This is a genomic window from Sphingomonas mangrovi, from assembly GCF_047975845.1.
Lineage (GTDB): Bacteria > Pseudomonadota > Alphaproteobacteria > Sphingomonadales > Sphingomonadaceae > Sphingomonas.
Genome location: NZ_JBIUCZ010000006.1, coordinates 19,356 through 44,891, shown reverse-complemented (window position 1 = coordinate 44,891; position 25,536 = coordinate 19,356). Strand labels below are relative to the sequence as shown.

The window sequence follows — 25,536 nt, the reverse complement described above, 5'->3', positions numbered from 1 at the left end:
CAGACGCGCGACGGTCTCGTACGGCGCGGACGTCCACTCCGCTTCTGACGGCAGCGGCAATGGATCCTGACTTCCGTCAGGATGACGGGGAGGGCGTCAGCGGTCGATCAGCCGATCCGCGAGCGGTTCACGTGCTTGCCAGCCGCGGCGTTCGAGCTCGGGCACGTCGGAGGCCTCGACCGGATAGCCGATGCATAGCAGCGCGACGAACGACCAGTGCTCCGGCACGTCGAGCATCCGGCGAACCGCCTGCGGGTTCAGGATCGAAACCCAGCCGACGCCGATGTCCCGCGCGCGGGCTGCCAGCCACAGCGCGTGGATCGCCATCACCGTCGAGTAGCGCAGCGTCTCCGGCATCGTCGCGCGGCCGAGGCCGTGGCCTGCCGCGGGCGCCTCGTCGCAGAAGACGGCGAGCAGTTCGGGCGCCTCGCACAGCCCGTGGAGCTTCAGGCCGGCATAGCGCCCGCGGCGCTCCGCCTCCGGATAGGCTGCCGCCGCTTCGGCACTGCGCGCGTCGACATGCTCGGCAAGCTGCGCGCGCAGCCCTGCCGAGCGGATGCGGACGAACCGCCACGGCTGCGCATTGCCGACGGAAGGCGCGAGGGCGGCGATCTCCAGCAACTCCGCCATCGTGCCGTCGGGCAGCGGATCGGTATGGAAATGGCGCACGTCTCGCCGCCAGCGCATCAGCAGTTCGAGCTGGTCGGCGAAGGCGGCGTCGAAGCGGGGCGGGCTCACGGCTGCGGCCCGGTTCGGCGCAACAGGTAGACGTCCATGATCCAGCCATGCTCAGCGCGCAGCGCCGCGCGGCGAGTGCGGATGGTCTCCGCCACCTCGGCCAATGGCCCTTCGATCACCGCTTCGGTCGGCATGCCGAGATAGGCGCCCCACCAGATGTGAATGTTCTCCGGCGCCAGCGTGTCGAACGCGCAGCCGCCGTCGAGCAGTACCGCCACCGTGTCGACGTCGGCCGGCCAGCCGCGCTCGGCCAGGCGGCGGCCTGTGGTGATCGTCACCGGCTCGGCAAGCGTGTTGAGCGGGATGGCATGGGCGGCGGTCAGCGCCTGGAGGCTGGTGATCCCCGGCACCACGGAGACGCGCAGCGCCATGCCCTCGCAGCGCAGCCGGTCGGCGATGCGCAGCGTGCTGTCGTAGAGCGACGGATCGCCCCAGACGAGCAGCGCGAGCCGGCCGCCGTCGGGCAGGTGGGTGGCGATCGCCTCCGCCCAGGCTGCGGCGATCGCCGCGTGCCAGTCGCGCACCGCGGTCAGGTACGGCGCGTTCGGGTCGCGCTCGGGCAGGTCGAACTCGACCACGCGAGCACCATCGCCCAGCACCTCGGCGCAAAGCGCGCGGCGAAGATCGAGCAGCGCCGCGGTGTCGGCGCGTTTTCGCGGCAGCAGGATCAGGTCCGCCGCGTGCATCGCCTTTTCGGCGGCGCGGGTGAGGTGGTCGGGACTGCCGGTGCCGATGCCGATGAGGTGGAGGTCGATCACGGCGCCAGCGGCCCGTAGAGGGTCAGCGCGGGCGCGTCGGAGATGCCCTCCTGCAGCGTCTCGGCGAGCGCGGCGACGGTCGAGCGGGTGAGCCGCTGGTCGGGGTCGCCGACGTTCTCGGCGAGCAGCGCCGGCGTGTCGCCGGAGAGGCCGTGGGCGAGCAGGTCGGCGGCAAGCGCGGGGAAGGTCCGCTTGGGCATGAACACCACCGTGGTGGCGTCCGGATCGGCGAGCGCGGCCATGTTGCGCGCTTCCGGCAGCGTGCCGGTGACGTCGTGGCCGGTGACGAACTGGACCCGCCGTGCGCTCAGCCGGCGGGTGAGCGGGATGCCGGCGGCGGCCGCAGCGGCGCTCGCCGAGCTGACGCCGGGGATGATCTCGAAAGCGATGTCCGCCTCGCGCAGCGCGATGATCTCCTCCTCCAGCCGGCCGAAGATGCCGGCATCGCCCGACTTCAGCCGCACGACGCGCGCGCCGGTCGCTGCATGATCCACGAGCAGTCGCGAGACGTGGCTCTGCGCGGGCGAGGGCCGGCCGGCGCGCTTGCCCACGGCGACCAGGTCTGCGCCCGGTCGCGCGTGGGCCAGCAGCGGGCTGGCGGAGAGGTCGTCGAACAGCACTACATCGGCCGCCTTCAGCCGCGCGGCACCCTTGAGCGTCAGCAGCTCGGGATCGCCCGAGCCCGAACCGACGAAGGAAACGAACCCGGTCATTGCGCCGCGATCAGGTGGAAGAAGCTGCCGGTCACGCCGCCGCGATGCGAGCCGACCTCCGCCACCGGATCGCCCTGCGCGTCGAACACCTCGGCGAGCGGCGCGTCGGGTTGTTCGAGGATGGTCGAATAGTGGAACTCGTGGCCGGTGAGCGCCGTCCCCGTGGCGATGCCGCCGATCGGCGCATGCAGGGTCGCTCGGCGATAGCCCAGGTGCATCCGCCGCTTGGCATAGCTGGTGACGAGCCCGAGCAGCCCGGCCATGTGGTGGGACACGCCCTCGGCATCGATCAGCGCCTCGCCCAGCGCCATGTAGCCCCCGCATTCGCCGTGCACCGGCCGGTCCTCGGCGTGGCGCCGCAGCCCGGTGCGGAAGGTGTCTGCGGCGGCGAGCCGCCCGGCGTGAAGCTCGGGATAGCCGCCGGGCAGCCAGACGAGATCGGCAGTGGGGTCGGGCGCCTCATCGGCAAGCGGCGAGAAGGGCAGGATTTCCGCGCCCGCGGCACGCCAGCTTTCGAGCAGGTGCGGATAGGTGAAGGAGAAGGCGGCGTCCTGCGCCAGCGCGATGCGCTGGGCGGGCGGGGCGATCGGCAGCGCCGCCGCCGCCGGCGTGCGCGCGATCGCCGCCGCTGCCGAGCGGAGCGCCGCCAGATCGACGTGTTCGGCCAAGAAGGCGGCATAGTCGCGGATGCGCGTTTCGAGGTCGGCGTGCTCGGCCGCCTGCACCAGCCCCAGGTGCCGCTCGGGCAACTGCAGGTCGCCGCGTCGGGTCAGAGCGCCGAACACGCGAGTGCCCTGCGCCGCCATGCCATGCCGCGCGAGGCGCTCGTGCCGCGGGCTCGCGACGCGGTTGAGGATCACGCCCGCAAAGGGCAGCGCGGCATCGTAGCGCGCGAAGCCGAGCGCGGTCGCCGCCGCCGACTGCGCTTGGCCCGAGACGTCGATCACCAGCACCACCGGCCAGCCCATCCGCCGCGCGATGTCGGCGCTGGCACCGTTGCCGCTCGCGTCATCCGTCGCGACACCGTCGAACAGCCCCATCGACCCTTCGGCCAATACCAACTCGGCGTCGTGGCTGCGTGCCGTCAGACCGTCGAGCATGGCGCCCGGCATTGCCCAGCTGTCGAGATTGAACGAGGTGCGCCCGCACGCCGCCCGGTGAAAGGCGGGGTCGATGTAATCGGGGCCGCTCTTGAATGGCTGGACGGCGACGCCGGCGTCGCGGAAGGCGCGCAGCAGCCCTAGCATCACCGTGGTCTTGCCGGTGCCCGAGGCGGGGGCGGCGATCATCAGTCCGGGGGTCATGCCTCCTCCGCGAAGCGCGAGTCCGCCGATTGCGGTCGGAAGCGGCGATCGTAGTCGATGGCGTAGAGGCTGCTCTCGCAGAAGTCCGCGTCGCCGAGCACGCGCCCGACCAGGATCAGTGCGGTGCGCTCCGGGCCACCCTCGGCGGCGTCGGCGATCGTCGCGAGCTTCGCACGGACGATGCGCTGGTCGGGCCAGCTCGCGCGCCACACGATCGCGATCGGACAGTCGGCGCCATAGGCGGGAGTGAGATCGGCGACGACGCGATCGAGATTGTGGATCGACAGATGGATGGCCAGCGTCGAGCTGGTGGCGGCGAAGGCAGTCAGCGTTTCGGCCTCGGGCATCGCGCTCGCGCGGCCCGGCGTGCGGGTGAGCACCAGCGACTGGGCGAGGCCGGGGAGGGTCAGCTCCGCCTCCAGCGCCGCGGCGGCGGCGGCGAAGGCGGGAACGCCGGGCGTGATGGTGAAGGGGATGCCGAGCGCGCGCAGCCGCCGCAACTGCTCGCCCATCGCCGACCAGATCGACAGGTCGCCCGAATGAAGCCGCGCGACGTCCTGCCCCTGCGCGTGCGCCGCGGCCATCTCGGCGAGGATCGTGTCGAGGCTCATGGGCGCGGTGTTCACGATCCGCGCGCCCGGCGGACAGTGTGCGAGCAGCGCCTCGGACACCAGCGAGCCGGCGTAGAGGCAGACGGGCGAGGCGGCGATGAGGTCGCGGCCCCTGAGCGTCAGCAGGTCGGCGGCACCGGGGCCGGCACCGATGAAGTGGATGGTCATGGCGTTCCTTCGGCGATGGCGCAGGTCGCCATGCGATCGGGGGAGATGCAGCGCGGGGCAAGCAGCCGCGCACCGGGTCCGGCGGCGGCGAGCGCGGCGGCTTCGGCGACGCTGCCGGTCCTCCGTGCGGCGAGGCTGACGGCGGAGCGGGTGGGGGTTTCGATGGTGGCGAGGGCGTCGGGTGCGATCGGGACCAGCGGCAGCGCGAGCGCTTCGGCTAGCGGGGCGAGCAACGGCTGGCGGTCCTCCGGCGTTGCGAGTGCGTCGATGGCGCGGCTGTCCGCGGCGAGTGTCAGCACCGCCTGCAACGACGCGAGCGGAGTCCCCGCGCGACAGCCGAAGCCGGCGACGATCATCGCGTAACGCTCCATTGCACCACCGGATAGCTCGCCTGCCAGCCGCGGCGGCGACCGAGCGGCGCGGCTTCTGCGAGTTCGATCCGCAGCAGGCTGCCGCCGTGCGCCGCGTGCCGTTCGGCGAGCAACGCTTCGGACTCCAGCGTCACCGCATTGGCGACGAGCCGGGTGCCGGGGCGCAGCGTCGCCCAGAGCGTGTCGAGCAACGCCGCCGACAGCCCGCCGCCGACGAACACCGCATCGGGCAGCGGTTGCTCGGCGAGGATCGCAGGGGCGGTCCCCTCGATCACGTTCAGCCGATCGACGCCGAGCGCCGAGGCGTTGGCGCGGGCGCGGGCGGCGCGGGCGGGATCGGCTTCGAAGCCGATCGCGCGAGTGGACGGGTGGGTGAGCAGCCACTCGATCCCGATCGATCCCGATCCGGCGCCGATGTCCCACAGCAGCTCGCCGGGACGAGGGGCGAGCGCCGACAGCGTCAGCGCGCGAACCGGCCGCTTGGTGATCTGGCCATCGTGCTCGAACCATTCGTTGGGCAGCCCCGATGCGGCTGGCAGTACCGCGCCCTCGCCGGCGATATCGATGCCAACGGCGACTGGGTGGGCCACGTCCGTCAACGCGAAGTCGCATGCGAGTGTGCTGCGGATACGTTCGCGCGGACCTCCGAGCGCTTCTAGCACCGACATGGTGGAGGCGCCGAAGCCGTGTTCGTCGAGGTATTGTGCGACGTCCCTGACCGCCGCGCCGTCGCGCAGCAGAACGAGCGCCTGCCGTCCCGACGCCAGCACTGACCGCAACCGTGAGAGCGGCGCTGCGTGCAGGCCGAGGCAAGCCGTCTCCTCAAGCGGCCAGCCGAGCCGCGCGGCGGCGAGCGCGAAGCTGCCCGGCACCGGGTGCGCGACCCACTCCGCCGGCGCGAGATGTCGTGTGAGCACGCTGCCGGCGCCGAACCAGAACGGGTCGCCAGACGCGAGCATCACCACCGGCCGCCCACGCTCGGCGAGCAGCAGCGGGAGGCCGGCGTCGAACGGCACCGGCCACACGACGGCGCGATCACGCAAGTCGGGCAGCAGCGAGAGGTGGCGGCTTGCGCCGAACACCCGCTCGGCGCGATCGAGCGCATCACGGCTTGCCGCGGACAGCCCCGCCGGTCCATCCTCGCCGATCCCGACGATCGTCAGCCACGGACCCGCCACCTCAGCCATGCCGAACCTCCTGATCCTGGGCGGAACCACCGAGGCGAGTGCGCTGGCGGCGGCGGTCGCCGAGCGCGGCATCCCCGCGACGCTGAGCTATGCCGGCCGCACGGTGGCGCCGCGACCCCAGCCGGTGCCGGTGCGCGTCGGCGGCTTCGGCGGCGTCGAAGGGCTCGCCTGTTACCTCCGCGAGGAGCGGATCACCCATCTGGTTGACGCGACCCACCCGTTCGCCGCCCAGATCAGCGCCAACGCCGTCGCCGCGGCGGCCGACGCCGGCGTGCCGCTGCTCGCGCTCACCCGCCCCGACTGGCAGCCGGTGGCGGGCGATCGCTGGACCCGGGTCGCCGATCTCGATGCGGCGGTGGCGGCGCTCGCCGGACCGTCCGAGCGAGTGATGCTCGCACTCGGGCGGATGCACGTCGAAGCCTTCGCGCAACAGCCGCAGCATTTTTACCTGCTCCGCTTCGTCGATGTGCCCGAGATGCCGCCGAAGCTGCCCAGTCACGCACTGGTCGTCGATTGCGGACCGTTCACCGTCGACGGCGACCACGCGCTGTTGGCGGCGCACGGGATCGAGCGGGTCGTGTGCAAGAATGCCGGCGGCAGTGGTGCCGCGGCCAAGCTCGCCGCCGCCCGCGCGCTCGGGCTGCCGGTGGTGATGATCGACCGCCCTGCGCTGCCCGAGCGGCGCGAGGTGCATGGGGTCGCCGACGTGCTCGATTGGGTCGGTCACGGCGTCGACCGCGGCGTGTAGAGGATCGGGCTGCCGGCGCGCTTGATCGTGCGGGTGCGGCTCGACCCGACGATCGCCAGCGTGCGCATGTCGGCCATGTCGCCGCGCGCCTCCGGCAGCGGCACGATGGTCAGTCGCTGCTCGGGGGTCGAGACGGCGCGGGCGAACAGCACCGGCCGCGCGTCGCCGCATGCTTCGCGGAGTAGCGCAAATGCTTCGTCGAGCGTGCCGGGGCGCGCCTTCGACCGGGGATTGTAGAGCGCGATCGCGAAATCGGCCTCCGCCGCCAGTCGCAGCCGCCGGGCGATCAGCGGCCAGGGCTTGAGGTTGTCGGACAGGTTGATCGCGCAGAAATCATGGCCGAGCGGCGCGCCCGCCGCAGCGCTCGCGGCGAGCATCGCGGTGATCCCCGGCAGCACGCGGATGTCGAGGTCGCGCCACGCCGCCGGGCCCTGCTCGATGGCCTCGAATACCGCCGAGGCCATTGCGAACACCCCCGGATCGCCCGACGACACCACCACCACGCGCCCGCCCGCCTGCGCCAGCCGAAGTGCATGCGCGGCGCGGTCCAATTCGACCCGATTGTCGGAAGCGTGCAGGGTCAGGCCGGGGCGCGGCGCCACCCGCGCGACGTAGGGGATGTAGCCGACGACGTCGGTCGCCTCCGCCAGTGTCGCGGCGACCTCCGGCGTCACCAGCGCCTCGCTTCCCGGGCCGAGCCCGGCGATGGCGATCCAGCCGGTGCTCACGGTCGCCGCCCCTGGCCGTGGATCAGCAGGATCGAGAAATAGGGCGTGACCCCGTCGGCCTGCGCCAGCGGGGTGACGCGCTGCTCGGCCATCGCGGCATGCTCGACCAGCCACGCCTGATGCTCGCGTCCGGCTGCGGCGACGGCGCGGCGGAGCTTGGCGAGGTTACGGCCGATCTTCATCACTACCAGCGCATCGGTGTCGCGGATGCGGCGGACGAGCTCTTCCTCGGGCAGCGTCGCCATCGCGACGGTCAGCACGTCGTCGCCCCAGGTGATCGGCGTGCCGCTCGCCGTCCAGGCGCCAGACATGCCGGTGATGCCCGGAACCACCTCCACCGGCACGTGCGGCGTCAGACGGGCGTAGAGGTGCATGAACGATCCGTAGAAGAAGGGGTCGCCCTCGCACAGCACCACCACTTCGTCGCCGCTCCTTGAGAGCGCGAGCAGGCGCTCCGTGCTCTCGGCGTAGAAGCCGGCGAGCTGGACGTTGTAGCGGGGGTCGGCGAGCGCGATCTCGGTCGTGACCGGATATTCCATCGCCAGCTCGACCACGTCGGCGCGCAGCATTCCCTCGACGATGCGGCGCGCCTGGCCCGGCTTCCCGGCCTTGCGGAAAAAGGCGAGGTGGCGGGCGCCGCGCACGAGCCGGTCGGCGCGCACGCTCATCAGGTCGGCCGCGCCGGGGCCGAGTCCGACGCCGTGGATCGTGGCGGAGGTCACTCGGCGCGGCTCGCCAGCGCGTTGACGGCGGCGACGGCGATCGCGCTGCCGCCGGGGCGCCCCTCGACGATCGCGCAAGGGACCGGTTGCGCCTCCCACAGCGCGTCCTTGGACTCGACCGCGCCGACGAAGCCGACCGGGCAGCCGATGATCGCCGCCGGGCGCGGGCAGGCGGGGTCTTCGAGCATGTTGAGCAGGTGGAACAGCGCGGTCGGCGCGTTGCCGATCGCCACCACCGCGCCGGCGAGCCGCGGGCGCCAGAGTTCGAGCGCGGCGGCGGATCGGGTGGTCTCCATCGTCCGCGCCATGCCGGGCACTTCGGGGTCGTGCAACGTGCAGAGCACGTCGTTGTCGGCGGGAAGGCGGGTGCGGGTGATCCCCTCGCTCACCATCCGCGCGTCGCACAGGATCGGCGCGCCGGCGGCCAGCGCCTGTCGCGCGGCGACGGCGAAGCCCGGCGAGAAGCGGATTCGCGACGCCAGCTCGACAAGCCCGCAGGCGTGGATCATCCGCGCCGCGACCGGCTCCTCCTCGGCCGAGAAGCGGGCGAGGTCGGCCTCGGCCCGGATGGTGGCGAACGACTGACGATAGATTGCAGCGCCGTCGGTCTCGTAGCGATAGGGCATCAGGGTCTTTCGAAACGGGCGAGCAGTTGGTCGGCGGTGCGCCCGCTTTCTGCGGGCGGATCGTCGGCGCGGGCGTTGAAGGCGATGTCGAAGCGGCCCTCTCGCCCGGTCAGCACGACGTCGGCGGGGCGGGCGTAGGCGCAGCCCTTGCTGCACCCGGAGACGTGCAGCCGCCCCGCGACCAGGGGCGCGAGGCGGAGCGCGAGCGGCCGGGTGGCGACACTCGCCTGGGGGCAGGCCGGCGCGCCGGGGCAGGCAGCCGCGCTGATGGCGGCAGGGTCGGTAACGAAGCCCTCAATGGCGAGGGGGGCGATGCCCTCGAACAGCAGCACCCGCCACGGCGTCAGCCGCATCGCCATCGGCGCGGCCGCATCGAGCAGCGCGAGCATCTGCGTCGCCTCAATCCGCCCGAACGGCAGGCCCAAGGCGGCACCCAGCGGGTGTGCGCCGGGGTGGATCGGTTCGCCCGCCGCGGCCGGGCGGTCGGTGCCGGCGAGCGTGTCGGGCAGCGGGGCGTGGTGGCGTCCGACCCGGCCCGCCTCCAGACCACCGCTGGCGACGAACCACTCGGCGAGTGCGATCAGCGTGTCGACTTCGCTGCCGGGACGCAGCGGCACGCCGCGGTCGCGGCCATCGGCGCGCAGGATCAGCGCGCCGCGCTCGCCACGCTCGATGCGGAAGTCGGCGGGGGTAGACCCGAGCACCGGCGCGGGGCCGGCATCGATGGCATAGCCGACCTTGCCCGGCAGCGCCGGCAGTTCGTCGAGCCGGGCGAGCAGTTCGGTGGCGATGCGGTGGGTGTCGTCGCCCGGCTGCCAGTCCGGCGCGAGCACCAGCGTCGCGCGCCGCTCGCGCTCGGGATCGGCGTCGACCAGGCCGGCCTCGACCAGCCGGTCCATCAGCCCCGGCCAGCGCGCCTCGGAGACACCGCGTATCTGCAGGCCGGCGCGGTTGGTCGCGTCGATCAGGCCGTTGCCGCAGGCCAGCGCCGCTTCGCACAGTGCGCGAAGCTGATCGGCGTCCATCCGTCCGAGCCGCGGCCGGACGCGAACCAGCAGCCCGTCGCCTGCCGCCATCGGCCGCCAGGCATTGGGGCACCAGCCGCGCACCACGCCGCTCATGCCACGCCGCCCAGGCTGGCGAGGATCGAATTGCGCCGCGTCGGCCAGAGCCCTGAGCGGTGCAGCGCCGCGAAGCGGGCCTCCATCGCCGCCAGCGCGCCGGGGTTCGCCTCCGCCAGGAAGGCGCGCACCCTTTCATCGCCCAGGGTCGCGTCGTGGTAGAGGTCGATCAGTTCGGGCGGCACGGCGCTCGCCAGATGCGCGAAGGCGCCGAGATGGTCGAGAGTCGCCGCGATCTCGGCCGCACCGCGAAAGCCGTGGCGCATCATGCCCGCCGCCCAGGCGGGGTGTGCGGCGCGCGAGCGGACCACACGGGTGATCTCCTCCGGCAAGGTGCGGGCGCGGGGACGCTCGGGATCGCGCGCGTCGAGGTGGTAGAGCGTCGCTTTGCCGCCGGCGACGCCTTGCGCGGCGGCGAAGCCGGCCTCGTGCGCGGCATAGTCGGCGGCGAGGAGCAGGTCGGTTTCGGGCAGGTCCTGCAAATGGACGAAGGCGTCGGCGCCGGCGACGCGGCGGCGCAGGCCTTCCGCGTCGGCGTGATCTTCGGCTGTGTCGAAGGCGTGGCTCGATGCGGCGAGCCACGCGCGGCCGGCGGCGCGGCGCGCTTCGTCGCTATAGGTCTCTGCCGCATCGCCCATTCCCAGGCCGTAGCCGCCGGGGGCGGGACCGTAGACGCGCGGCTCGGGCGCGGTGCCGGCAAAGGGGTTCCACTCGCGGCCCTCGTCGCGGGCTGAGAGCGCGCGCACCGCCTGGCCGAACAGCGTACAAAGGGTCGGGAAGGTGTCGCGGAACAGCCCCGACACGCGCAGCGTCACGTCGATGCGCGGGCGGTCGAGCAGCGCGATCGGCAGGATCTCGACGCCCAGCACGCGATCGGAGCGCAGGTCCCATTCCGGCCGCGCACCCAGCAGGTGCAGCGCCATCGCGAATTCCTCGCCCGCGGTGCGCATCGTCGCCGATCCCCACAGATCGACGACCAGCCCGCGCGGATAGTCGCCGTGATCCTGGAGATGGCGGCGGATCAGCTCGTCGGCGAGCCGTACCCCTTGCGCATGCGCCGAGCGCGACGGCACCGCGCGCGGATCGGTGGTGAACAGGTTGCGGCCGGTCGGCAGCACGTCCTGCCGCCCGCGGTGCGGCGAGCCCGAGGGTCCGGCGGCGACACGGCGGCCGGCGAGCCCGTCGAGCAGCCCGCGGCGCTCTTCGTCGCCGCAGTCGCCGTGGCCGAAGACGTGGAGTCCGTCGCCGAACTGGCTGTCCTTGACGTCGCAGACGAAGGTGTCGATGCGGGTGATCGCCTCGGCACGGCTGGCGGCGCTGGCGAGGCCCAGCGTCTCGGTCAGCCCGAGCGACTCCGCCTCCGCCTCAATGTCCGCCTGCAGCCGATCGCGGCGCGCGGGGTCGAGCCCGTCGGCGTTGGAGAATTCGTCGAGCAGCGCTTCGAGCCGACCGAACCCGGCGCCGGTGCCGGAGGCGACCAGCGGCGGCGGCAGATGGCCGATCGTCACCGCGCCGATCCGTCTTTTGGCCTGCGCCGCCTCGCCGGGATCGTTGACGATGAAGGGATAGACTACCGGAAGCGCGCCGGTCAGCGCCTCCGGCCAGCAGGCGTCGGACAGCGCCACCGCCTTGCCCGGCAGCCATTCGAGCGTGCCGTGCGCGCCGACATGGATCAGCGCGTCGACGCCCTGCTCGCGCAGCCACAGGTAGAAGGCGACATAGCCGTGGCGCGGGCAGCGCGACACGTCGTGATATTCCTCGGCCCGCTGCTCGGGCCGGCCGCGTTCGGGCTGGAGCGCGACGAGCGCGGTGCCGCGGCGGACGGCGGCGAAGCGGAAGGCGCCGTCGATCACCGCTGGGTCGCTTTCGGGCGCTTCCCAGGTGGCGGCAAGGTCTTCCTGCAAGCTATCCGGAAGGCTGGACAATACAGCCTTATAGGCTTCCAGCGGCCAGGCGATCGTCTCGGCAGCGAGTGCCTGCGCCAAGTTGCCGCCGGATATGCAGCCATAGCCCTCGGCCGTGAGATCGCCGAGCATCGCCTCGGCCGAAGCGAGCGCGTCGAGACCTACGGCGTGCGCCATCTGATACGCCTTGCCGGGATAGGTCGAGAGCACGATCGCCAGCCGGCGCTCGTCAGCCCGCTTGCGGCCGAGCGCGACCCAGCCGCCGACGCGTTCGACGATTGCGGCGATGCGCTCGGGATCGGCGCGATGCTCGCGGCGCGCGAATTGCAGCGCTTGGTCGGGCGCGGTCGCTTCCTTGAAGCTGGCGACGCCGGCGAAGACGCGGCCGTCGACCTCCGGCAGCAAGACGTGCATCGCGAGGTCGGCGGGCGAGAGCCCGCGTGCCGCCTCGTCCCAGGCGGCGCGATCGGAGGTGGCGAGCGCCACCTGGAACACCGGCACCCCTGCGGCATCGAGCGGGCTGGTGTCGTCGGCGCCGCGTGCGGAGAAGGCGGTGGCGTTGACGATCGCGACCGGTGCCAGCGCCGCCGCCCAGCGCCGCAACCAGCCGCGCGCCTCGTCCTTCAAAGACGGTGCGAACAGCGCGACCACGTCGAACCCGCGTTCTTCAAACACGGTGTGAAGGGCGCGGATCGGATCGAGATCGGCGGCAGTGAGGTAGGAGCGGTAGAAGGTCAGCAGGATGCGCGGCTGCGTCGTGGTCAGCGCGAGCGCCGCCGGGCAGGTCGCACCCTCCGCAGGGCGCCACGCCCCCACTGCCGCGATCGGCCGAACCCCGCGTACCGGCGCCGCGTAAAGCCCGCCCGCAAGCGCCAGCTGCGCGAGCGCCGCCTGCGCCGCCACCTCGCCGCCGATTTCGCACAATGCCGACAGCCGCTGCACCGTCGAGGCGGGCAGAGTGGAGGCCGCCTCCAGCTGCGCATCGGGGCGGCCGTCCGCGGCGACCACCGCGAGCGCGATGCCGCGGGCACGCGCCAGCGCCTCGACCTGCTGGAGCCCGTAGCTCCAGTAGGACCTGCCGCCGATCAGCCGGATCAGGATCGCCTTCGCCGCCCCCAGCGTCCGCTCGACATAGGTGTCGACCGACAGCGGATGGGCGAGCTCGGCGAGGTTGGCGAGCCGCAGGCTCGGCAGCGGCGTCGCACTGCCGGCCGCGCGGCGCCAGCCGGCAGCGAACGCGCCCAAGTCGCTATCGGAGAAGGACAGTACCACGAGGTCCGCGGGGTTCTGGCCGAGATCGCGCGGGGTGGCGGTCTCCTCCAGCCCGTGGCTCTCGCGGAAGACGACGTGCATCGCGCGTCAGGCGTCCAGCGCCGCCTGGATCGCGGCGGCGTCGATGCGGTCGTGCTCGGCGATCACCACCAGTCGCGTCTCGCGGGTCTCGTCGGGGCGCCACGGGCGGTCGAACTGGGTACGCACGCGCGCGCCGACCGCCTGTACCAGCAGCCGCATCGGCTTGCCGGCGACCGCGGCATAGCCCTTGACCCGCAGGATGTCGCGGCTTGCCGCCAGCGCCTCGATCCGTTCGACCAGCGCGGCCGGATCGGCGATCTCGGCGCCCTGATAGACGAGGCTGTCGAAGTCGTCGTGCTCATGCTCCTCTTCGCCATCGTGGTGCGAGGGGCGGGCGGCGAGGTCGTTTTCCGCCGCGGCTTCGAGGCCGAGCACCACCGCCGGGTCGATGATCCCGTCGACCAGCTCGATCACCGGCAGCGGGCGCGGCGCCTCGGCGGCGATGGTCGCGCGGGCAGCGGCGATGCCCTCCGGCCCGGCGAGATCGGCCTTGGTCAGCAGCACCAGGTCGGCGCAGGCGAGCTGGTCCTCAAACACCTCCGATAAGGGCGTCTCATGGTCGATGCTAGGGTCGGCGAGGCGCTGCGCGTCGAGCGCCGCCACATCGGGGGCGAAGCGGCCGGCGGCGACCGCCTCGGCATCGGCCAGCGCGATCACCCCGTCGACGGTGATGCGCGAGCGGATCGCCGGCCAGTCGAACGCCTTGAGCAGCGGCTTGGGCAGCGCCAGCCCGGAGGTCTCGATCAGAATGTGGTCCGGGCGCGGATCGAGCGCGAGCAGCCGCTCGACCGTGGGGACGAAATCGTCGGCGACGGTGCAGCAGATGCAGCCGTTGGCGAGCTCGACGACATTCTCCTCGGGGCAGTCGGGGATGGCGCAGCCCTTCAGGATCTCCCCGTCGACGCCGAGCGTGCCGAACTCGTTGACCACTACGGCGAGCCGGCGGCCGCGCGCGTTGCGGATCAGGTGGCTGATGAGCGTGGTCTTGCCCGCGCCCAGAAAGCCGGTGACGATGGTGACGGGTGTCTTCGAAAGATCAGGCACGGTTGTTCCCCGCAGCGCCGCGGCAACGACAGCGGACGGGGCCGAACGTGCGGCCGGCAGGCGCCGACGGACGGGCGCTGTCCGACGCCCGCGACGCATGCCGATGCGGCCCCGGCCGCACAGCTTCGTCGCTCAGACGGAAGAACACCGTACCGCGACCATCCCCTGGATCGTGGCAAGAGCGACCCGTGCGCCGGCAGGTCTCCTGGCTCGCGGGTCGCCGCTCGGGGCTCAGCCTTCCCGGCGCGGGCGATGCCCGACACCAGTGGCCGCCCTCCCACCGGGAGAGCCCGTGCCCCTCGCTCGCCGCCTACAGTTGCAGGGACAGCCGCGGATTTGGGGCACAGCCCCGCACCGCATTCCCATTTCAGCCCTTCGCAGGGCACCGGCACGATCGAGAGGATCGGCAGCGCCGATCCCGCCGCAGCCTCTATCCGACTTCCCCGACGCTGCCAACATCCGCCGCAGTGGAAGCGCGCGGTCACATGGCGGCGGCGATATCCCCGGCAAGGAATGGGAATTCAAAGAAAACCTTGCAGGCCCAAAAGCATGTTTCCGGCGCAAGGCGACGGAGGGGCGCCTATTTTGCGTTTAGGCCGCAGGTCTCCGCAGGGGGTGCCGAGTCGGTGAGGGTGCCTGCATCGCGACAACGCGAGCGCGCACCCGCTGCTTGCCGCCAGCGTATCGGGCGGTGCTCATCAAGGGGGTTCCCATGCATCGTTTCCGCGTCGCCAGCCTGCTCACCGTCTCGTCGTTCGCGCTCGTGGCGCTGCCCGCCGCGGCTCAGCAGGCAAGCATCCCGGCCGAGGAGGCGCAGAACGCGCCCACCGCCGGCGCCGCGACACCCGAGGACGAGGGCAACGAGATCATCGTCACCGGCACCCGCGCCGAGGGGCGCACCCGGCTCGACAGTGCCTCGCCGGTCGACGTGCTGAGCGCGGCGAGCCTCCAGCGGCAGGGGACGACCGAGCTCGGCGCGGCGCTGGCCGCGGTGGCGCCCTCGATCGACTTCCCGCGTCCGGCGGCAAACGACGGCACCGATGCGATCCGCCCGGCGACGCTGCGCGGCCTGTCGCCCGATCAGACGCTGGTGCTGGTCAACGGCGTGCGCGGGCACACCTCGGCGCTGCTCAACACCAACGGCACCGTCGGCCGCGGCTCGGCCGCCGTCGACCTCAACACCATTCCCGTCACCGCGCTCGACCGGATCGAGGTGCTGCGCGACGGCGCCTCGGCGCAGTACGGCTCCGACGCGATCGCCGGCGTCGTCAACCTGCGGCTGCGCGAGGCCCGCGAGGGCGGCGGCGCCTCGGTGACCTACGGCTTCTACAACACGCAGGTCGACACCGCGCGCGGCAGCCGCGACGTGACCGGCGAGCCGACGGTGACCGCCTCGGCATGGCAGGGCATCGGCTTCGGCAGCGACGGCTTCCTGACGCTGTCGGGCGAATATACCAAGCGCGAGCCGACCAATCGCGCCGACTTCGACCCGCGCGTCACCCCGACCCGCATCACCGGCCGCTTCGGCGATCCGGAGGTCGACCAGTATTCGGTGTTCGCCAACGCCGGCACGTCGCTGGGCGACAGCTGGCGGCTGTACGGCTGGGCCGGCTATCAGGAGCGCGAGTCGGAGAGCGCGGCTTTCCCGCGGTTGCCGGGCGTCACCTCGGGCTACAGCAACGCCGCGTCGATCTACCTGAACGGCTTCCTGCCGCTGATCAACAGCAAGTCGCGCGACCTCAACTCCGCCCTGGGCGTGAAGGGGGAGGTCGCCGGCTGGAACGTCGACCTCAACGTCAGCTACGGACGCAACAAGATCGATTTCCGCACGCTGAACTCCGCCAACTTCTCCTATGGCACGGATACGCCGACCGACTTCTACGACGGCGCGCTCGTCTACGATCAGTGGGTTGCGGGCGTCGACGTGACGCGCAGCTTCGACGTGTTCCAGTCGCTCAACGTCGCCTTCGGCATCGAGGGCCGCCGTGAGGGGTACAAGATCGAGGCAGGCGAACGCGCGTCCTACGGCTATCCGGAAACGGGCGCGGTACCGGGCGCGGCACCCGGCGCTCAGGGCTTCGGCGGCTTCTCGCCACTGAACGAGATCGAGCGCAGCCGCCGCAACGGCAGCGTCTATGTCGACGTGGAAGCGCAGGTCACCGACAAGCTGCTGGTCGGCGTCGCCGGCCGGGCGGAGGACTATTCGGACTTCGGCTCGACCGCCACGGGTAAGCTGTCGGCACGCTACGACCTCGCCGACTGGCTGGCGCTGCGTGGCACGGCCTCGACCGGCTTCCGCGCGCCGTCGCTCCAGCAGCAGTATTTCACCCAGATCGCGCAGGTGATTCAGAACGGCGCGCCGGTCCAGACCGGCACCTATCCGTCGACCGATCCGGTTGCGGCGGCCCTCGGTGGCCTGCCGCTCGATGCGGAGAAGTCGACCAACCTCTCGGCCGGCTTCGTCGTCCGCGTCGGCGGGTTCGACCTGACCGTCGACGCCTATCGCATCCACATCCGCGACCAGATCGGTCTGTCGGAGAACCTCAGCGCCGGCACGCCGGGCACCCCCGGCTACAATCCCCAAGTCGCAGCCTTGCTGCCGACGGGCGTGCAGGCGGCGCGCTTCTTCCTCAACGGGCTGGCCTCGACCACCAAGGGGATCGACGCGGTTGCCCACTATCGGCTCCGCACCGAGGGCGCCGGCAGCTTCGACTTCACCGTCGCAGGCAACCTCAACGACGTCGACGTGACTCGCGTGCCGACCTCCACCTCGACGCTTAATCCGGCGCCGACGCTGTTCGCACGCAGCCGCATCCTGATTCTGGAGGAAGGCACGCCGCGCGAGAAGGTGACCGGCACGATCGACTGGTCGCTCGACCGGCTCGGCGCGCTCGCTCGCGTGACCTACTACGGCGACGTTACCCAGCCCGGCACGACCGAGGCGGCGGACGTCCACAGCGGCAAGCACGCGATTACCGACCTGGAGTTCCGCTATCAGGCGACCAAGGGCGCGCAGTTCGGCATCGGCGTGAACAACCTGTTCGACGTCTATCCCGACCGCACGATCGCGGCGAACAACAGCACCGGCGTGATCGGCTTCCCCTACTACTCGCCGTTCGGCTTCAACGGCCGCTATCTCTACGCGCGCGCCGGCCTGAACTGGTGATCCCGCGCCGGCCGGGGGCATGCCGCCCCCGGCTTGGCGGAACCGGACGGCCACCGTATGCGCTATTCCCAGCGTGTAACTGGGAGTAGAGCATGATCGGGCGGCTGTTCACGGATCATCCCCGCAGCGTGGGGGAGAGCTATCTCGCCCACGCACGGACTGCTGCGCGGTTCGGCGTGGCGATGCTGGCGGGCGGGGCCGCCTGCCTGGTGCATGCGGTGGTTCCGGCGCTGTTCACCCGTACCGGCAGCGACACGGTGAAGCAGCTTCACGCGCAGATGCGCCGCCGCAACGCGACCGCCGCCGCCGAAGGCTCCGCGCTCGTCTACGAGATCTGATCGCGTGATCCGTCATGTCGCGATCGTCGGCGCCGGCTTCTCGGGCACGCTGCAGGCGATCAACCTGCTGCGCCACGGAGGGCCCCGCGCGACGCTGATCGAGCGGGCGGCCCGGCCTGGACTGGGGCTCGCCTATGGCGCCGCGCACCCCAGTCACGTCCTCAACGTCCGCGCCGCGAACATGAGCGCCTTTCCCGATGCGCCCGACCATTTCGTCCGCTGGCTGGAGGCGCGCGGCACGCCGGATGCGGCCGGCGCCTTCGTGCCCCGTCTGACCTACGGCACCTATCTGCGCGAGTTGCTCGACGCGGCGCGTGCGCAAGCGGGCGACCGGCTCGACATCGTCCAGGGCGATGCGGTCGACATCGTCGAGGACGGCGCGGTTGCGGTGCGCCTGGATGACGGGCGCGAGGTCGCCGCCGACGCCGCGGTGCTCGCGGTCGGGAACCTGCCGCCGCACGCACCGCCCGGCCTCGATCCAGACGATCTCTCGCCCGAGAGGTACAAGGGCGATCCGTGGGAGCCGAGCGTCGGCGAGGGGCTGGGCGATGCCGACACGGTCCTGGTGATCGGCACCGGATTGACGATGGTCGACGTGGTGCTGATGCTCGACGCGCGCGGGTTCGCAGGGCGGATCGTCGCGATCTCGCGCCGCGGGCTGGCGCCGCACCGGCATGCGGCGGCGCAGCCTTGGGACAAGCTCGCCGAGAAGCCGGCGGCGTCGGGGGCGAAGCTGGTGCGATCCGTGCGGGCGCGGGCTGAGGCGATCGGCTGGCGCAACGCCGTCGACGAGCTTCGGCCGTTTACCCAGGCGCTCTGGGCGCAGGCGGGCCAGGACGACCGCGCCCGCTTCCTGCGCCACCTGCGGCCGTGGTGGGACGTCCACCGCCACCGCCTGGCCCCTCAGGTCGCTGACCGGCTGGCGGCGCTTCGGGCGAGCGGCCGGCTGACGATCGTCGCCGGCAAGACGCTCGGCTTCACCGAGGACGAGGATGGCGTGACGGTGCGCTATCGTCCACGCGGGGCCGATGCGGCCGACACGATGCTGGTGCAGCGCATCGTCAACTGCACCGGCCCCCAAGGCGACCTGCTGCGCACCAGCGAGCCGCTGCTGCGCACGCTCGCGCAGAGGGGCGCGATCCGCCCGGACCCGGAGCATCTCGGCCTCGACGTCACCACCGCGGGCCAGGTGGTGCGTGCCGACGGCAGCGCGAGCGAGCGGCTGTTCGCGCTCGGCCCGATGACGCGCGGCGCCTTCTGGGAGATCGTCGCGGTGCCCGACATCCGCCGCCAGACCTGGGACGTGGCGCGGCGCCTGTCCAACGCGCACTGGGTCGGCGGCGAGGGTCTGTAGCGCTCAGTCGGCGACGAACGCGCCGGGCGGGATCGTGCCGACATTGGGCGTACCCAGGACGGGTTCGGCGCTGCACGTCCGCGACGAGAGCGTTCGCGCGCCGCGCCGCACGATCAGGCCGCTGTCGAAGTCGGGGTGGTGCAGCCCGTCCTCGCCGAATCCGGTGCGTACGGTGCGGTCGTAGACGATGTAGCGATAGGCGCCGTTCGTCGCCGCGATCTGCGTCTCGCCGCCGCCCGAATAGCCGACGCTGGCGGTGGTGAGATCGGTCGAGGTCAGCTCGACCCGTCCCGCCGTGCCGTACCGATAGACCGGCTTGGCGGCGCCGGCGCAGACCGACACCAGCTTGCGGCCGATCGGGCAGGAGAACAGCGGCTTCTCGCTTGCCTTGCACAGCGTCGCGGGGTCGGGCGGCGGCGGGGCGGAACCGCCAGCGAGGATCGGCAGCACCGCCAGCGCGACGGCGGCTGCCGACCATCGCGCGCTTCGTGTCGTCATGATCGCTCGTCCTTCAGCCGAAGTGCAGGGTGGCGGCGATCAGTGCGGCACCGACGACGATCGCGCTCGCGATCCAGCGGCCGGCCGCCAGCGTCGCGGCACCGGCGTTCTGCTCAGGCGGCACCGGTTCGCTCTCCAGCCGGCGGATCGCGGCGCGCAGCAGCCGGGGCGCGTCGCTGCCGATCTTGCCGAGTTCCCACGCCAGTGCCTGCAGCGTCGGCGCCCAATGCTCGGGCGACAGGCGCGCCTGCGCGATGCGCAGCGCCGAGCGCTGCATCGCCGCGGACAGATCGAACTCCGGCTGGATCGCGGTGAGCACGCCGTCGATCGTCGCCAATGCCTTGAAGATCAGCAGCAGGTCCGGCGGCATCGTCATGCCTTCGTCGCGCATCAGCGGCAGGAAGTCGGCGACGATCGCGCTCAGCACCACCCGCCCGCCTCCGTGGCGCGCGATCAGCCGGTCGGCGGCGCGCTGGATGCGCTCGCTCGGCACGCCGCTCCCCGTCGACCAGCCGGCCAGCACGTCGGCGAGCGCAGCCGGATCGCCGGCGTTCAGCGACTGGACGAAGCCGATGAACTCCTCGCGGCGCCGCGGCGAGACATGGCCGATCATCCCGAGGTCGAGCAGCGCGATGCGGTCGCCGGAGAGGCACAGCAGGTTGCCGGGATGCGGATCGGCATGAAAGCGGCCGTTGACCAGCACCATGTCGAGCACGATGTCGGCGCCGAGCGAGGCGATCGCCGCCGGATCGATGCCGGCGGCGCGCAGCGTGGCGCCGTCGCGCGGCGGCACGCCGTCGACATAGTCCATCACCAGCAGCGCCTCGGACGTCCACGCCCAGTGAATCTCGGGCACCACCACCTGCGGTTCGCGCGCGAAGCCGGCGCGCAGGCGATCGGCGTTGCGCCCCTCACCGGTGAAGTCGAGCTCCTCGAGCACGGCTTCGGCAAGCTGGCGCATCATCGCCGCGGGGGCGAAGCGGCGCACCTCGACGCTCGCCGACTCCGCCGCGGTGGCGAGTTGCGCGATCAGCCGCAGATCCGCCTCCATCCGCGGGCGGATGCCGGGCCGGCGGATCTTGAGCACCACGGCCCGCCCGTCCTTGAGGGTCGCGCGATGGACCTGCGCCATCGACGCGGCGGCGAGCGGTTCGGGATCGAAGCGCGCGAACGCGCTCTCGGGCGGCTGGCCGAGAGCCTCCTCCACCGCCGGGCGCAGTTCCTCGAACGGGAGGGTCGGCGCGCGGCTGTGCAGCAGCTCGAGCTCGGCGATCCAGTCGGGCGGCAGCAGGTCGCCGCGCGTCGCGAGGATCTGGCCGAGCTTGACGAAGGTTGGGCCCAGTTCCTCCAGCGCCAGCCGCGTGCGCCGCGGCAGCGTCTGCGGATCGTCCGCGTCGCCGTCGCCACGTTCCAGCCCGAGCCGGGCGAGCAGCACGCCGAGCCCGAAGCGCGAGGCGACCTGGAGGATCTCCGCCAGGCGGTTGCGGTCGCGCGTCGCGACCAGCAGCGTCTTGATCATGCCCGCGCCGTCACTGGTCGAAGCGCAGCGTCACCGCGACCGGGAAGTGATCCGACGCATAGGTCGTGCCTTCGTGCCGCGCATCGACCTGCGCGTCGGTGGGCGTGAAGCCGCGCACGAACAGATAGTCGATGCGCTTGTCGGCATTGCCGGTGAAGTTGTGGAAGGTGCGCTCCGGCCCGGTGCGGTGCGGCGCGCTCGCCCAGGCGTCGGTGAGCGTGCCGGCCATCGCCGCATAGACGCGGCTCGACGGATCGGCGTTGAAGTCGCCGGCGACGATCACCGGCAGATCCTGTGCGATCGCGGGCAGCCGCGACAGGATCAGCGCGACGCCGCGCTCGCGCGCCGCTGCGTCCTCGTCGCGATGGGGCAGGTGGGTGTCGACGAACAGGAAGCGGCGCGGCTTGCCGCCCAGCGTCTCGAACACGCCCCAGTTCGCCATGCGCGGCAGGTCGGTGCCCCAGCCCATGCTCGCCACCTGATCGGGGGTGTCGGACAGCCAGAAGTCTCCCTGGCGCACCAGCCGGACGCGATCCGCGCGGTAGAAGATGCCCATATGCTCGTCGCCGTGGCCGCCCCGCCGGTCACGCCCAAACCAGCGATAGTCCGGCAGCGCCTGGACGAGGTCCTCGCCCTGCCGCTGGTACAGCTCCTGGGTGCCGATCACGTCCGGCTTCGCCTCACGGATCGTCGCCACCATCACCGGTCGGCGCAGCTCCCAGCGGGTAGGCCCCTGGTCGGTCGGGTAGCGGACGTTGAAGCTCATCACCTTGAGCGGCTGGGTCGGCGCACAGGCCGCGACGGAGGCGAGGAGGAACAGCGAAAGACCGCGGCGCAGGATCGACGTCATCATATTCTCCCTGAGGTCCGGCCATCGTCGCGATGCAGGCGCGCGCGTCAATGCCGAAGCCGAGGCATGGCCGGTAGGACCGCTGTGTTGCACGACGATGGCGGGCGGGACCTACAGCGGCGCGTCGATCGACTTGGACGGGGTGCTGAACCACTGCGGGCCGGCATCGCTCATGTGGAAACAATCCTCCAGGCGGACGCCGAACTTGCCGGGCAGGTAGAGGCCGGGTTCGTTGGAGAAGCACATGCCCGGCGCGAGCGGCGTCGTCTCGCCGTGGACCAGATTGACCGGCTCGTGCCCGTCCATGCCGATGCCGTGCCCGGTGCGATGCGACAGGCCGGGAAGGCGATAGCGCGGACCGTAGCCCTGGCGTTCGTAGAAGGCGCGAACCGCATCGTCGATGCTGCCGGCCGGCGCACCGACCCTGGCCGCCTGGCGTGCGACCTGCTGACCCCTGGCGACGGTTTCCCAGACCTTACGCACCTCCGGCCGAACGGTGCGATAGGAGAAGGTGCGCGAAACGTCGGATTCATAGCCATGCACCGCGCAGCCGCAGTCCATCAACAGCACCTCGCCCGGCGCGATGCGGTGCACCTGCCGGCTGCCGTGGGGGTAGGCGGACGCCTCGCCGACCAGCGCCATCGAGAATTGCGGATCGCCGCCCAGCGTGCGCGTCGCGGCACTCATCAGCGCGGAGACGTCGCGCCCGACCATCCCCGCCTCGACCCGCGCCCAGGTCCAGCGATAGGCGGCGAGCGTTACGTCCGTCGCGACCTGCATCAGCGCGATCTCGGCCGGCGACTTGATCATGCGCAGCGCGCGGACGATCGGATCGGCGGAGACGAGCCGCATGTCGGGCAGTCGCTGAGCCAATCCGTCGGCGACGAAGAAGCGCGCGGTCTCCTCGATCGCCAGCTTCCCCTTGGCCAGCCCGCGCTCCTTCAGCCAGCCGGCGACCAGTGCGAGCGGACTCTCGTCCTCCTGCCAAACGCGCACCTCCGCCGCCACGTCGAGCGTCTCGCGCACCGAAGGCTCTTCGAAGAAGGGGGTGACGACCAGCGCATCGCCTTCGCGCGGCAGCACCGCGGCGGTCACGCGCTCGCTGCGCCCCCATTCGATGCCGGTGAAGTAGCGGAGCGAGGCGCCCGGCTCCACCACCACCGCCGCGATGTCGAGGCGGCGCATCCGCTCCTGCGCGCGCCGGACCCGCGCCAGCCGCTCGGCGGCGTCGATCGGCCTGGCGGCGGTGGTGAGGTCGCGAAGCTCCGACAGGTCCGGCTCGGCGGCGCGCAGGATCGAGACGGCACCGAGCGTCGGCAGCGTAAGCGCGGTACCGACGAAACCGCGGCGGGAGAGGGGATAGGCCATGCTCGCGGGATAGGGCGGTTCCGCCGCGACGCGCAATGCCGCTGCCGAAAGAGGTGTGGGCGGTGAAGGCCTTGGAGACGCCGCGCCGGATCTGTAGCATTTCCGTCACGCGAGCGCGTCAGAGCGGCGGGATCGCCGCCGCCCGCTGCCTTTCTTCGATCGAGGATCCTGTTCGATGCGCCTGCTGTCTTGCCTCCTGCTGCCGTTGCTGTGCTGTTCTCCGGCGGCGCAGGCGGGGGAGCGGGTGGCGCCGGTCGATCTGGTCGATCCGTTCGTCGGCACGGCCGGCGACCACGGCCAGCTCACCCCGGCCGCGACCGGACCCTATGGCATGGTCCAGCTGTCGCCGGACACGCGGCCGGCGGAACATGCGGGCTATGACTATCGGGCAGGCCAGCTCACCGGCTTCTCCCACACGCGGGCGGTCGGGGTCGGCTGCGGCGGGGGTGGCGGCGACCTTCACGTCTCGCTCGGCTATGCCGGCGACCCGCGGGTGTGGACGATCGACAAGGCGTCCGAGCGCGCGGGCCCGGGCTGGTACCGCGTCCGCTACGGCGACGGCATCGACGCCGAACTCGCCGCCAACGGCGCGGCCGGGATTTCGCGCTTCACCCTTCCGCGCGCCGGCACGGTGCGGCTGATCCTCGACCCGCGGCACGGCTATACCAAGCGGCACGCCGCCGAGTGGACGGCGCGCGATGCGGCGGACCTGCGCGGGCGGATGTCGGCGGGAACCGTGTGCGACAGCGGCGTCTACCACCTGTCGTTCGCCGCCACGCTGACGCGCAACGACAAGCCGGTCGCGGTTCCGGCCGTCACGCTCGACGGCGACCGGCTGGCGTTCGACATCACGGTGCAGCCGGGCGACCGCGTGGCGGTGCGCACCGGCCTTTCGGTGGTCGATCCTGCGTCGGCACGGCGGGTGCTCGATCGCCTGGTCGCGCACCGCTCGCTGGAGCAGCTGCGGGCAAGCGCGCGTGCCGACTGGGCGAAGGAGCTGGGCCGGGTCCGCGTGCCCGGCGACGGGGAGCGCCCGCGGCTGTTCTACACCCACCTGTTCCGCGCGATGCAGACGCCGGCGCGGATCGACGACGCGGACGGGCGCTATCGCCGCTCGGACGGGACGCTCCACACCGTGCCGAAGGGGCAGCATCGCTACGCCGGCTGGGCGGTCTGGGACAACTACCGCACCCAGCTGCCGCTCCTCGGTTTGCTCGATCCCGACCGCGCCGCCGATATCGCCGCCTCCCTCGCCGAGCTGTATCTGGCGGGGAAGGTGCAATGGGCGACGCAGCACGAGCCGTTCATCACCGTTCGGAGCGAGCATGCCGGGGTCGCGCTGCTCGACTATCGCCGCAAGGGGATCGGCGGCTTCGATGCCGCTCGGGTGCTGCCGCTGATGGTGGAGGAGCTCAAGACGCTCCCGCGCGAAGCGCCCGACCAGCAGATCGAGACCGCCTACGACGCCTGGGCCGCGGCCGAACTGGCGCAGGACCTCGGCCAGAACGAACTCTCCACGCGGCTGCGGAGTGGGGCCCTGGCGTACCGCACGATGTGGAGCCGCGTGTTCCGCGACGTGGGACCGGACTTCGACGTGGTGAAGGCGCGCGGTCTCTATCAGGGAACGCTGTGGCAATATCGCTGGGCGCCGGTGTTCGACCTCGACTGGCTGATCGGCGAGGGGCTCGGGCGGCAGCGGTTCAACACCGAACTCGCCCGTTTTTTCGCCGACGGGTTGTTCAACATGACAAACCAGCCCGACATCCAGGCGCCGTTCCTCTTCGCGCTGAGCGGCGAGCCCGAGCGTACCCGCGCGCTGGTCGACACCATCCTCCACCAGCCGATGGACCATTGGTACACCAACCCGGCGAAGCGCGCGAAGCCGTGGCACGGCCGCGCCTTCGCGCTCGATCCGGTGGGCTATGCCGACGGCATGGACGACGACGCCGGCGGCATGGCGTCCTGGTACGTGTGGGCGTCGCTCGGCCTCTATCCGCTGGTGCCGGGCAAGCCGATGTACGTGGTGACCGAGCCTTCGTTCGACCATGCCGAGATCGCTGTGCCGGGCCGCCGTACGATCCGCATCGAACGCGGCGCAGAACAGGGGGAGCGCATGCGGCCGCCGCTGCTGAACGGCGCGCCGCTCGCCGGTTTCACCGTCGATCACGCGGCGCTTGCCGCCGGGGGACGGCTGACGATCCGCTAGGCTGGATTGACATTCATCTTTCCCCGTCCGTCTCGAGTAGGGATCGAGCTTGTCGAGAGCCCGTATCGAGAGAGCTCCAACGACCGACCTCTCGATACGCCGTCTCGACAAGCTCGACGGCACCTCGATGCGAAAGGATGA

22 protein-coding genes and 1 riboswitch are annotated in these 25,536 nt (G+C 72.0%); of the genes, 5 read left to right on the top strand and 17 right to left on the bottom strand.

All coding sequences use genetic code 11. The annotated features are described in order from the left end of the window. Positions 1-96: 96 nt before the first annotated feature. From bluB to cbiE, 7 genes are read right to left on the bottom strand one after another with little or no spacing between them, the layout of a single operon-like run. Positions 97-738, bottom strand: coding sequence for a 5,6-dimethylbenzimidazole synthase (bluB, locus tag ACBY01_RS04880; RefSeq protein ID WP_416459656.1), 642 nt, complete (start codon positions 736-738; stop codon positions 97-99). Beyond that, entirely contained in the window at positions 735-1,496 is a 762-nt protein-coding gene (cobF, locus tag ACBY01_RS04875; protein WP_416459655.1) for a precorrin-6A synthase (deacetylating), read from the bottom strand. Before cobF ends, bluB begins: the two co-directional genes overlap by 4 nt. Next, positions 1,493-2,209 (bottom strand): uroporphyrinogen-III C-methyltransferase, encoded by a 717-nt coding sequence (gene cobA, locus ACBY01_RS04870; protein WP_416459654.1) that lies wholly within the window; start codon positions 2,207-2,209, stop codon positions 1,493-1,495. Before cobA ends, cobF begins: the two co-directional genes overlap by 4 nt. Continuing rightward, entirely contained in the window at positions 2,206-3,513 is a 1,308-nt protein-coding gene (locus ACBY01_RS04865; RefSeq protein WP_416459653.1) for a cobyrinic acid a,c-diamide synthase CobB, read from the bottom strand. The genes cobA and ACBY01_RS04865 overlap by 4 nt, the downstream gene beginning before the upstream one ends. Next, positions 3,510-4,292 (bottom strand): precorrin-4 C(11)-methyltransferase, encoded by a 783-nt coding sequence (cobM, locus tag ACBY01_RS04860; RefSeq protein ID WP_416459652.1) that lies wholly within the window; start codon positions 4,290-4,292, stop codon positions 3,510-3,512. Before cobM ends, ACBY01_RS04865 begins: the two co-directional genes overlap by 4 nt. Then, on the bottom strand, positions 4,289-4,648 hold the full coding sequence (locus tag ACBY01_RS04855; protein WP_416459727.1) for a cobalamin biosynthesis protein: 360 nt from the start codon (positions 4,646-4,648) through the stop codon (positions 4,289-4,291). The genes cobM and ACBY01_RS04855 overlap by 4 nt, the downstream gene beginning before the upstream one ends. Beyond that, on the bottom strand, positions 4,645-5,850 hold the full coding sequence (cbiE, locus tag ACBY01_RS04850) for a precorrin-6y C5,15-methyltransferase (decarboxylating) subunit CbiE (RefSeq protein WP_416459651.1): 1,206 nt from the start codon (positions 5,848-5,850) through the stop codon (positions 4,645-4,647). The genes ACBY01_RS04855 and cbiE overlap by 4 nt, the downstream gene beginning before the upstream one ends. Between cbiE and ACBY01_RS04845 the strand changes: the two genes are divergently transcribed. Further along, positions 5,849-6,598, top strand: coding sequence for a cobalt-precorrin-6A reductase (locus ACBY01_RS04845; protein ID WP_416459650.1), 750 nt, complete (start codon positions 5,849-5,851; stop codon positions 6,596-6,598). The genes cbiE and ACBY01_RS04845 overlap by 2 nt on opposite strands. On the opposite strand, the gene cobJ is transcribed toward ACBY01_RS04845, so the two are convergent. From cobJ to cobW, 6 genes are read right to left on the bottom strand one after another with little or no spacing between them, the layout of a single operon-like run. Then, positions 6,574-7,326, bottom strand: a complete 753-nt coding sequence (gene cobJ, locus ACBY01_RS04840; protein WP_416459649.1) for a precorrin-3B C(17)-methyltransferase — start codon at positions 7,324-7,326, stop codon at positions 6,574-6,576. The genes ACBY01_RS04845 and cobJ overlap by 25 nt on opposite strands. After that, positions 7,323-8,048 carry a precorrin-2 C(20)-methyltransferase gene (cobI, locus tag ACBY01_RS04835; protein WP_416459648.1) on the bottom strand — a complete coding sequence of 242 codons (726 nt, stop codon included), beginning with the start codon at positions 8,046-8,048 and terminating at the stop codon, positions 7,323-7,325. The genes cobJ and cobI overlap by 4 nt, the downstream gene beginning before the upstream one ends. Beyond that, a complete protein-coding gene (locus tag ACBY01_RS04830) occupies positions 8,045-8,674 on the bottom strand; it encodes a precorrin-8X methylmutase (protein ID WP_416459647.1) in 630 nt (209 codons plus the stop codon). Before ACBY01_RS04830 ends, cobI begins: the two co-directional genes overlap by 4 nt. Continuing rightward, complete coding sequence (locus ACBY01_RS04825) at positions 8,674-9,795, bottom strand: cobalamin biosynthesis protein CobG (protein ID WP_416459646.1); 1,122 nt, start codon at positions 9,793-9,795, stop codon at positions 8,674-8,676. The genes ACBY01_RS04830 and ACBY01_RS04825 overlap by 1 nt, the downstream gene beginning before the upstream one ends. Next, complete coding sequence (gene cobN / locus ACBY01_RS04820; RefSeq protein WP_416459645.1) at positions 9,792-13,052, bottom strand: cobaltochelatase subunit CobN; 3,261 nt, start codon at positions 13,050-13,052, stop codon at positions 9,792-9,794. Before cobN ends, ACBY01_RS04825 begins: the two co-directional genes overlap by 4 nt. A 6-nt stretch (positions 13,053-13,058) precedes the next feature. Beyond that, positions 13,059-14,096 (bottom strand): cobalamin biosynthesis protein CobW, encoded by a 1,038-nt coding sequence (gene cobW / locus ACBY01_RS04815; RefSeq protein WP_416459644.1) that lies wholly within the window; start codon positions 14,094-14,096, stop codon positions 13,059-13,061. Positions 14,097-14,274: 178 nt separating this feature from the next. Beyond that, a riboswitch (cobalamin riboswitch) is annotated at positions 14,275-14,501 on the bottom strand. 307 nt (positions 14,502-14,808) lie between these two features. Between cobW and ACBY01_RS04810 the strand changes: the two genes are divergently transcribed. The 3 genes from ACBY01_RS04810 to ACBY01_RS04800 all read left to right on the top strand — a co-directional run bounded on the left by ACBY01_RS04810 (position 14,809) and on the right by ACBY01_RS04800 (position 18,954). Continuing rightward, positions 14,809-17,262 (top strand): TonB-dependent receptor plug domain-containing protein, encoded by a 2,454-nt coding sequence (locus tag ACBY01_RS04810; RefSeq protein WP_416459643.1) that lies wholly within the window; start codon positions 14,809-14,811, stop codon positions 17,260-17,262. Positions 17,263-17,354: 92 nt separating this feature from the next. Further along, positions 17,355-17,600: a DUF6356 family protein gene (locus ACBY01_RS04805; protein ID WP_416459642.1), complete on the top strand. Its 246-nt coding sequence runs from the start codon at positions 17,355-17,357 to the stop codon at positions 17,598-17,600. Between the two features lie 4 nt (positions 17,601-17,604). Next, positions 17,605-18,954: an FAD/NAD(P)-binding protein gene (locus tag ACBY01_RS04800; protein ID WP_416459641.1), complete on the top strand. Its 1,350-nt coding sequence runs from the start codon at positions 17,605-17,607 to the stop codon at positions 18,952-18,954. A gap of 3 nt (positions 18,955-18,957) precedes the next feature. Here the strand turns inward: ACBY01_RS04800 and ACBY01_RS04795 are convergent, their stop codons facing one another. The 4 genes from ACBY01_RS04795 to ACBY01_RS04780 form a co-directional block, all read right to left on the bottom strand. Beyond that, positions 18,958-19,452 carry a hypothetical protein gene (locus ACBY01_RS04795; protein ID WP_416459640.1) on the bottom strand — a complete coding sequence of 165 codons (495 nt, stop codon included), beginning with the start codon at positions 19,450-19,452 and terminating at the stop codon, positions 18,958-18,960. Between the two features lie 13 nt (positions 19,453-19,465). Then, positions 19,466-20,971 carry an ABC1 kinase family protein gene (locus ACBY01_RS04790; protein ID WP_416459639.1) on the bottom strand — a complete coding sequence of 502 codons (1,506 nt, stop codon included), beginning with the start codon at positions 20,969-20,971 and terminating at the stop codon, positions 19,466-19,468. A 10-nt stretch (positions 20,972-20,981) separates the two neighbouring features. Further along, positions 20,982-21,824, bottom strand: coding sequence for an endonuclease/exonuclease/phosphatase family protein (locus ACBY01_RS04785; RefSeq protein ID WP_416459638.1), 843 nt, complete (start codon positions 21,822-21,824; stop codon positions 20,982-20,984). Between the two features lie 108 nt (positions 21,825-21,932). Next, positions 21,933-23,189, bottom strand: a complete 1,257-nt coding sequence (locus tag ACBY01_RS04780) for a M24 family metallopeptidase (RefSeq protein WP_416459636.1) — start codon at positions 23,187-23,189, stop codon at positions 21,933-21,935. Between the two features lie 175 nt (positions 23,190-23,364). Between ACBY01_RS04780 and ACBY01_RS04775 the strand changes: the two genes are divergently transcribed. Beyond that, entirely contained in the window at positions 23,365-25,395 is a 2,031-nt protein-coding gene (locus ACBY01_RS04775; protein ID WP_416459635.1) for a glycoside hydrolase domain-containing protein, read from the top strand. Positions 25,396-25,536: the final 141 nt, after the last annotated feature.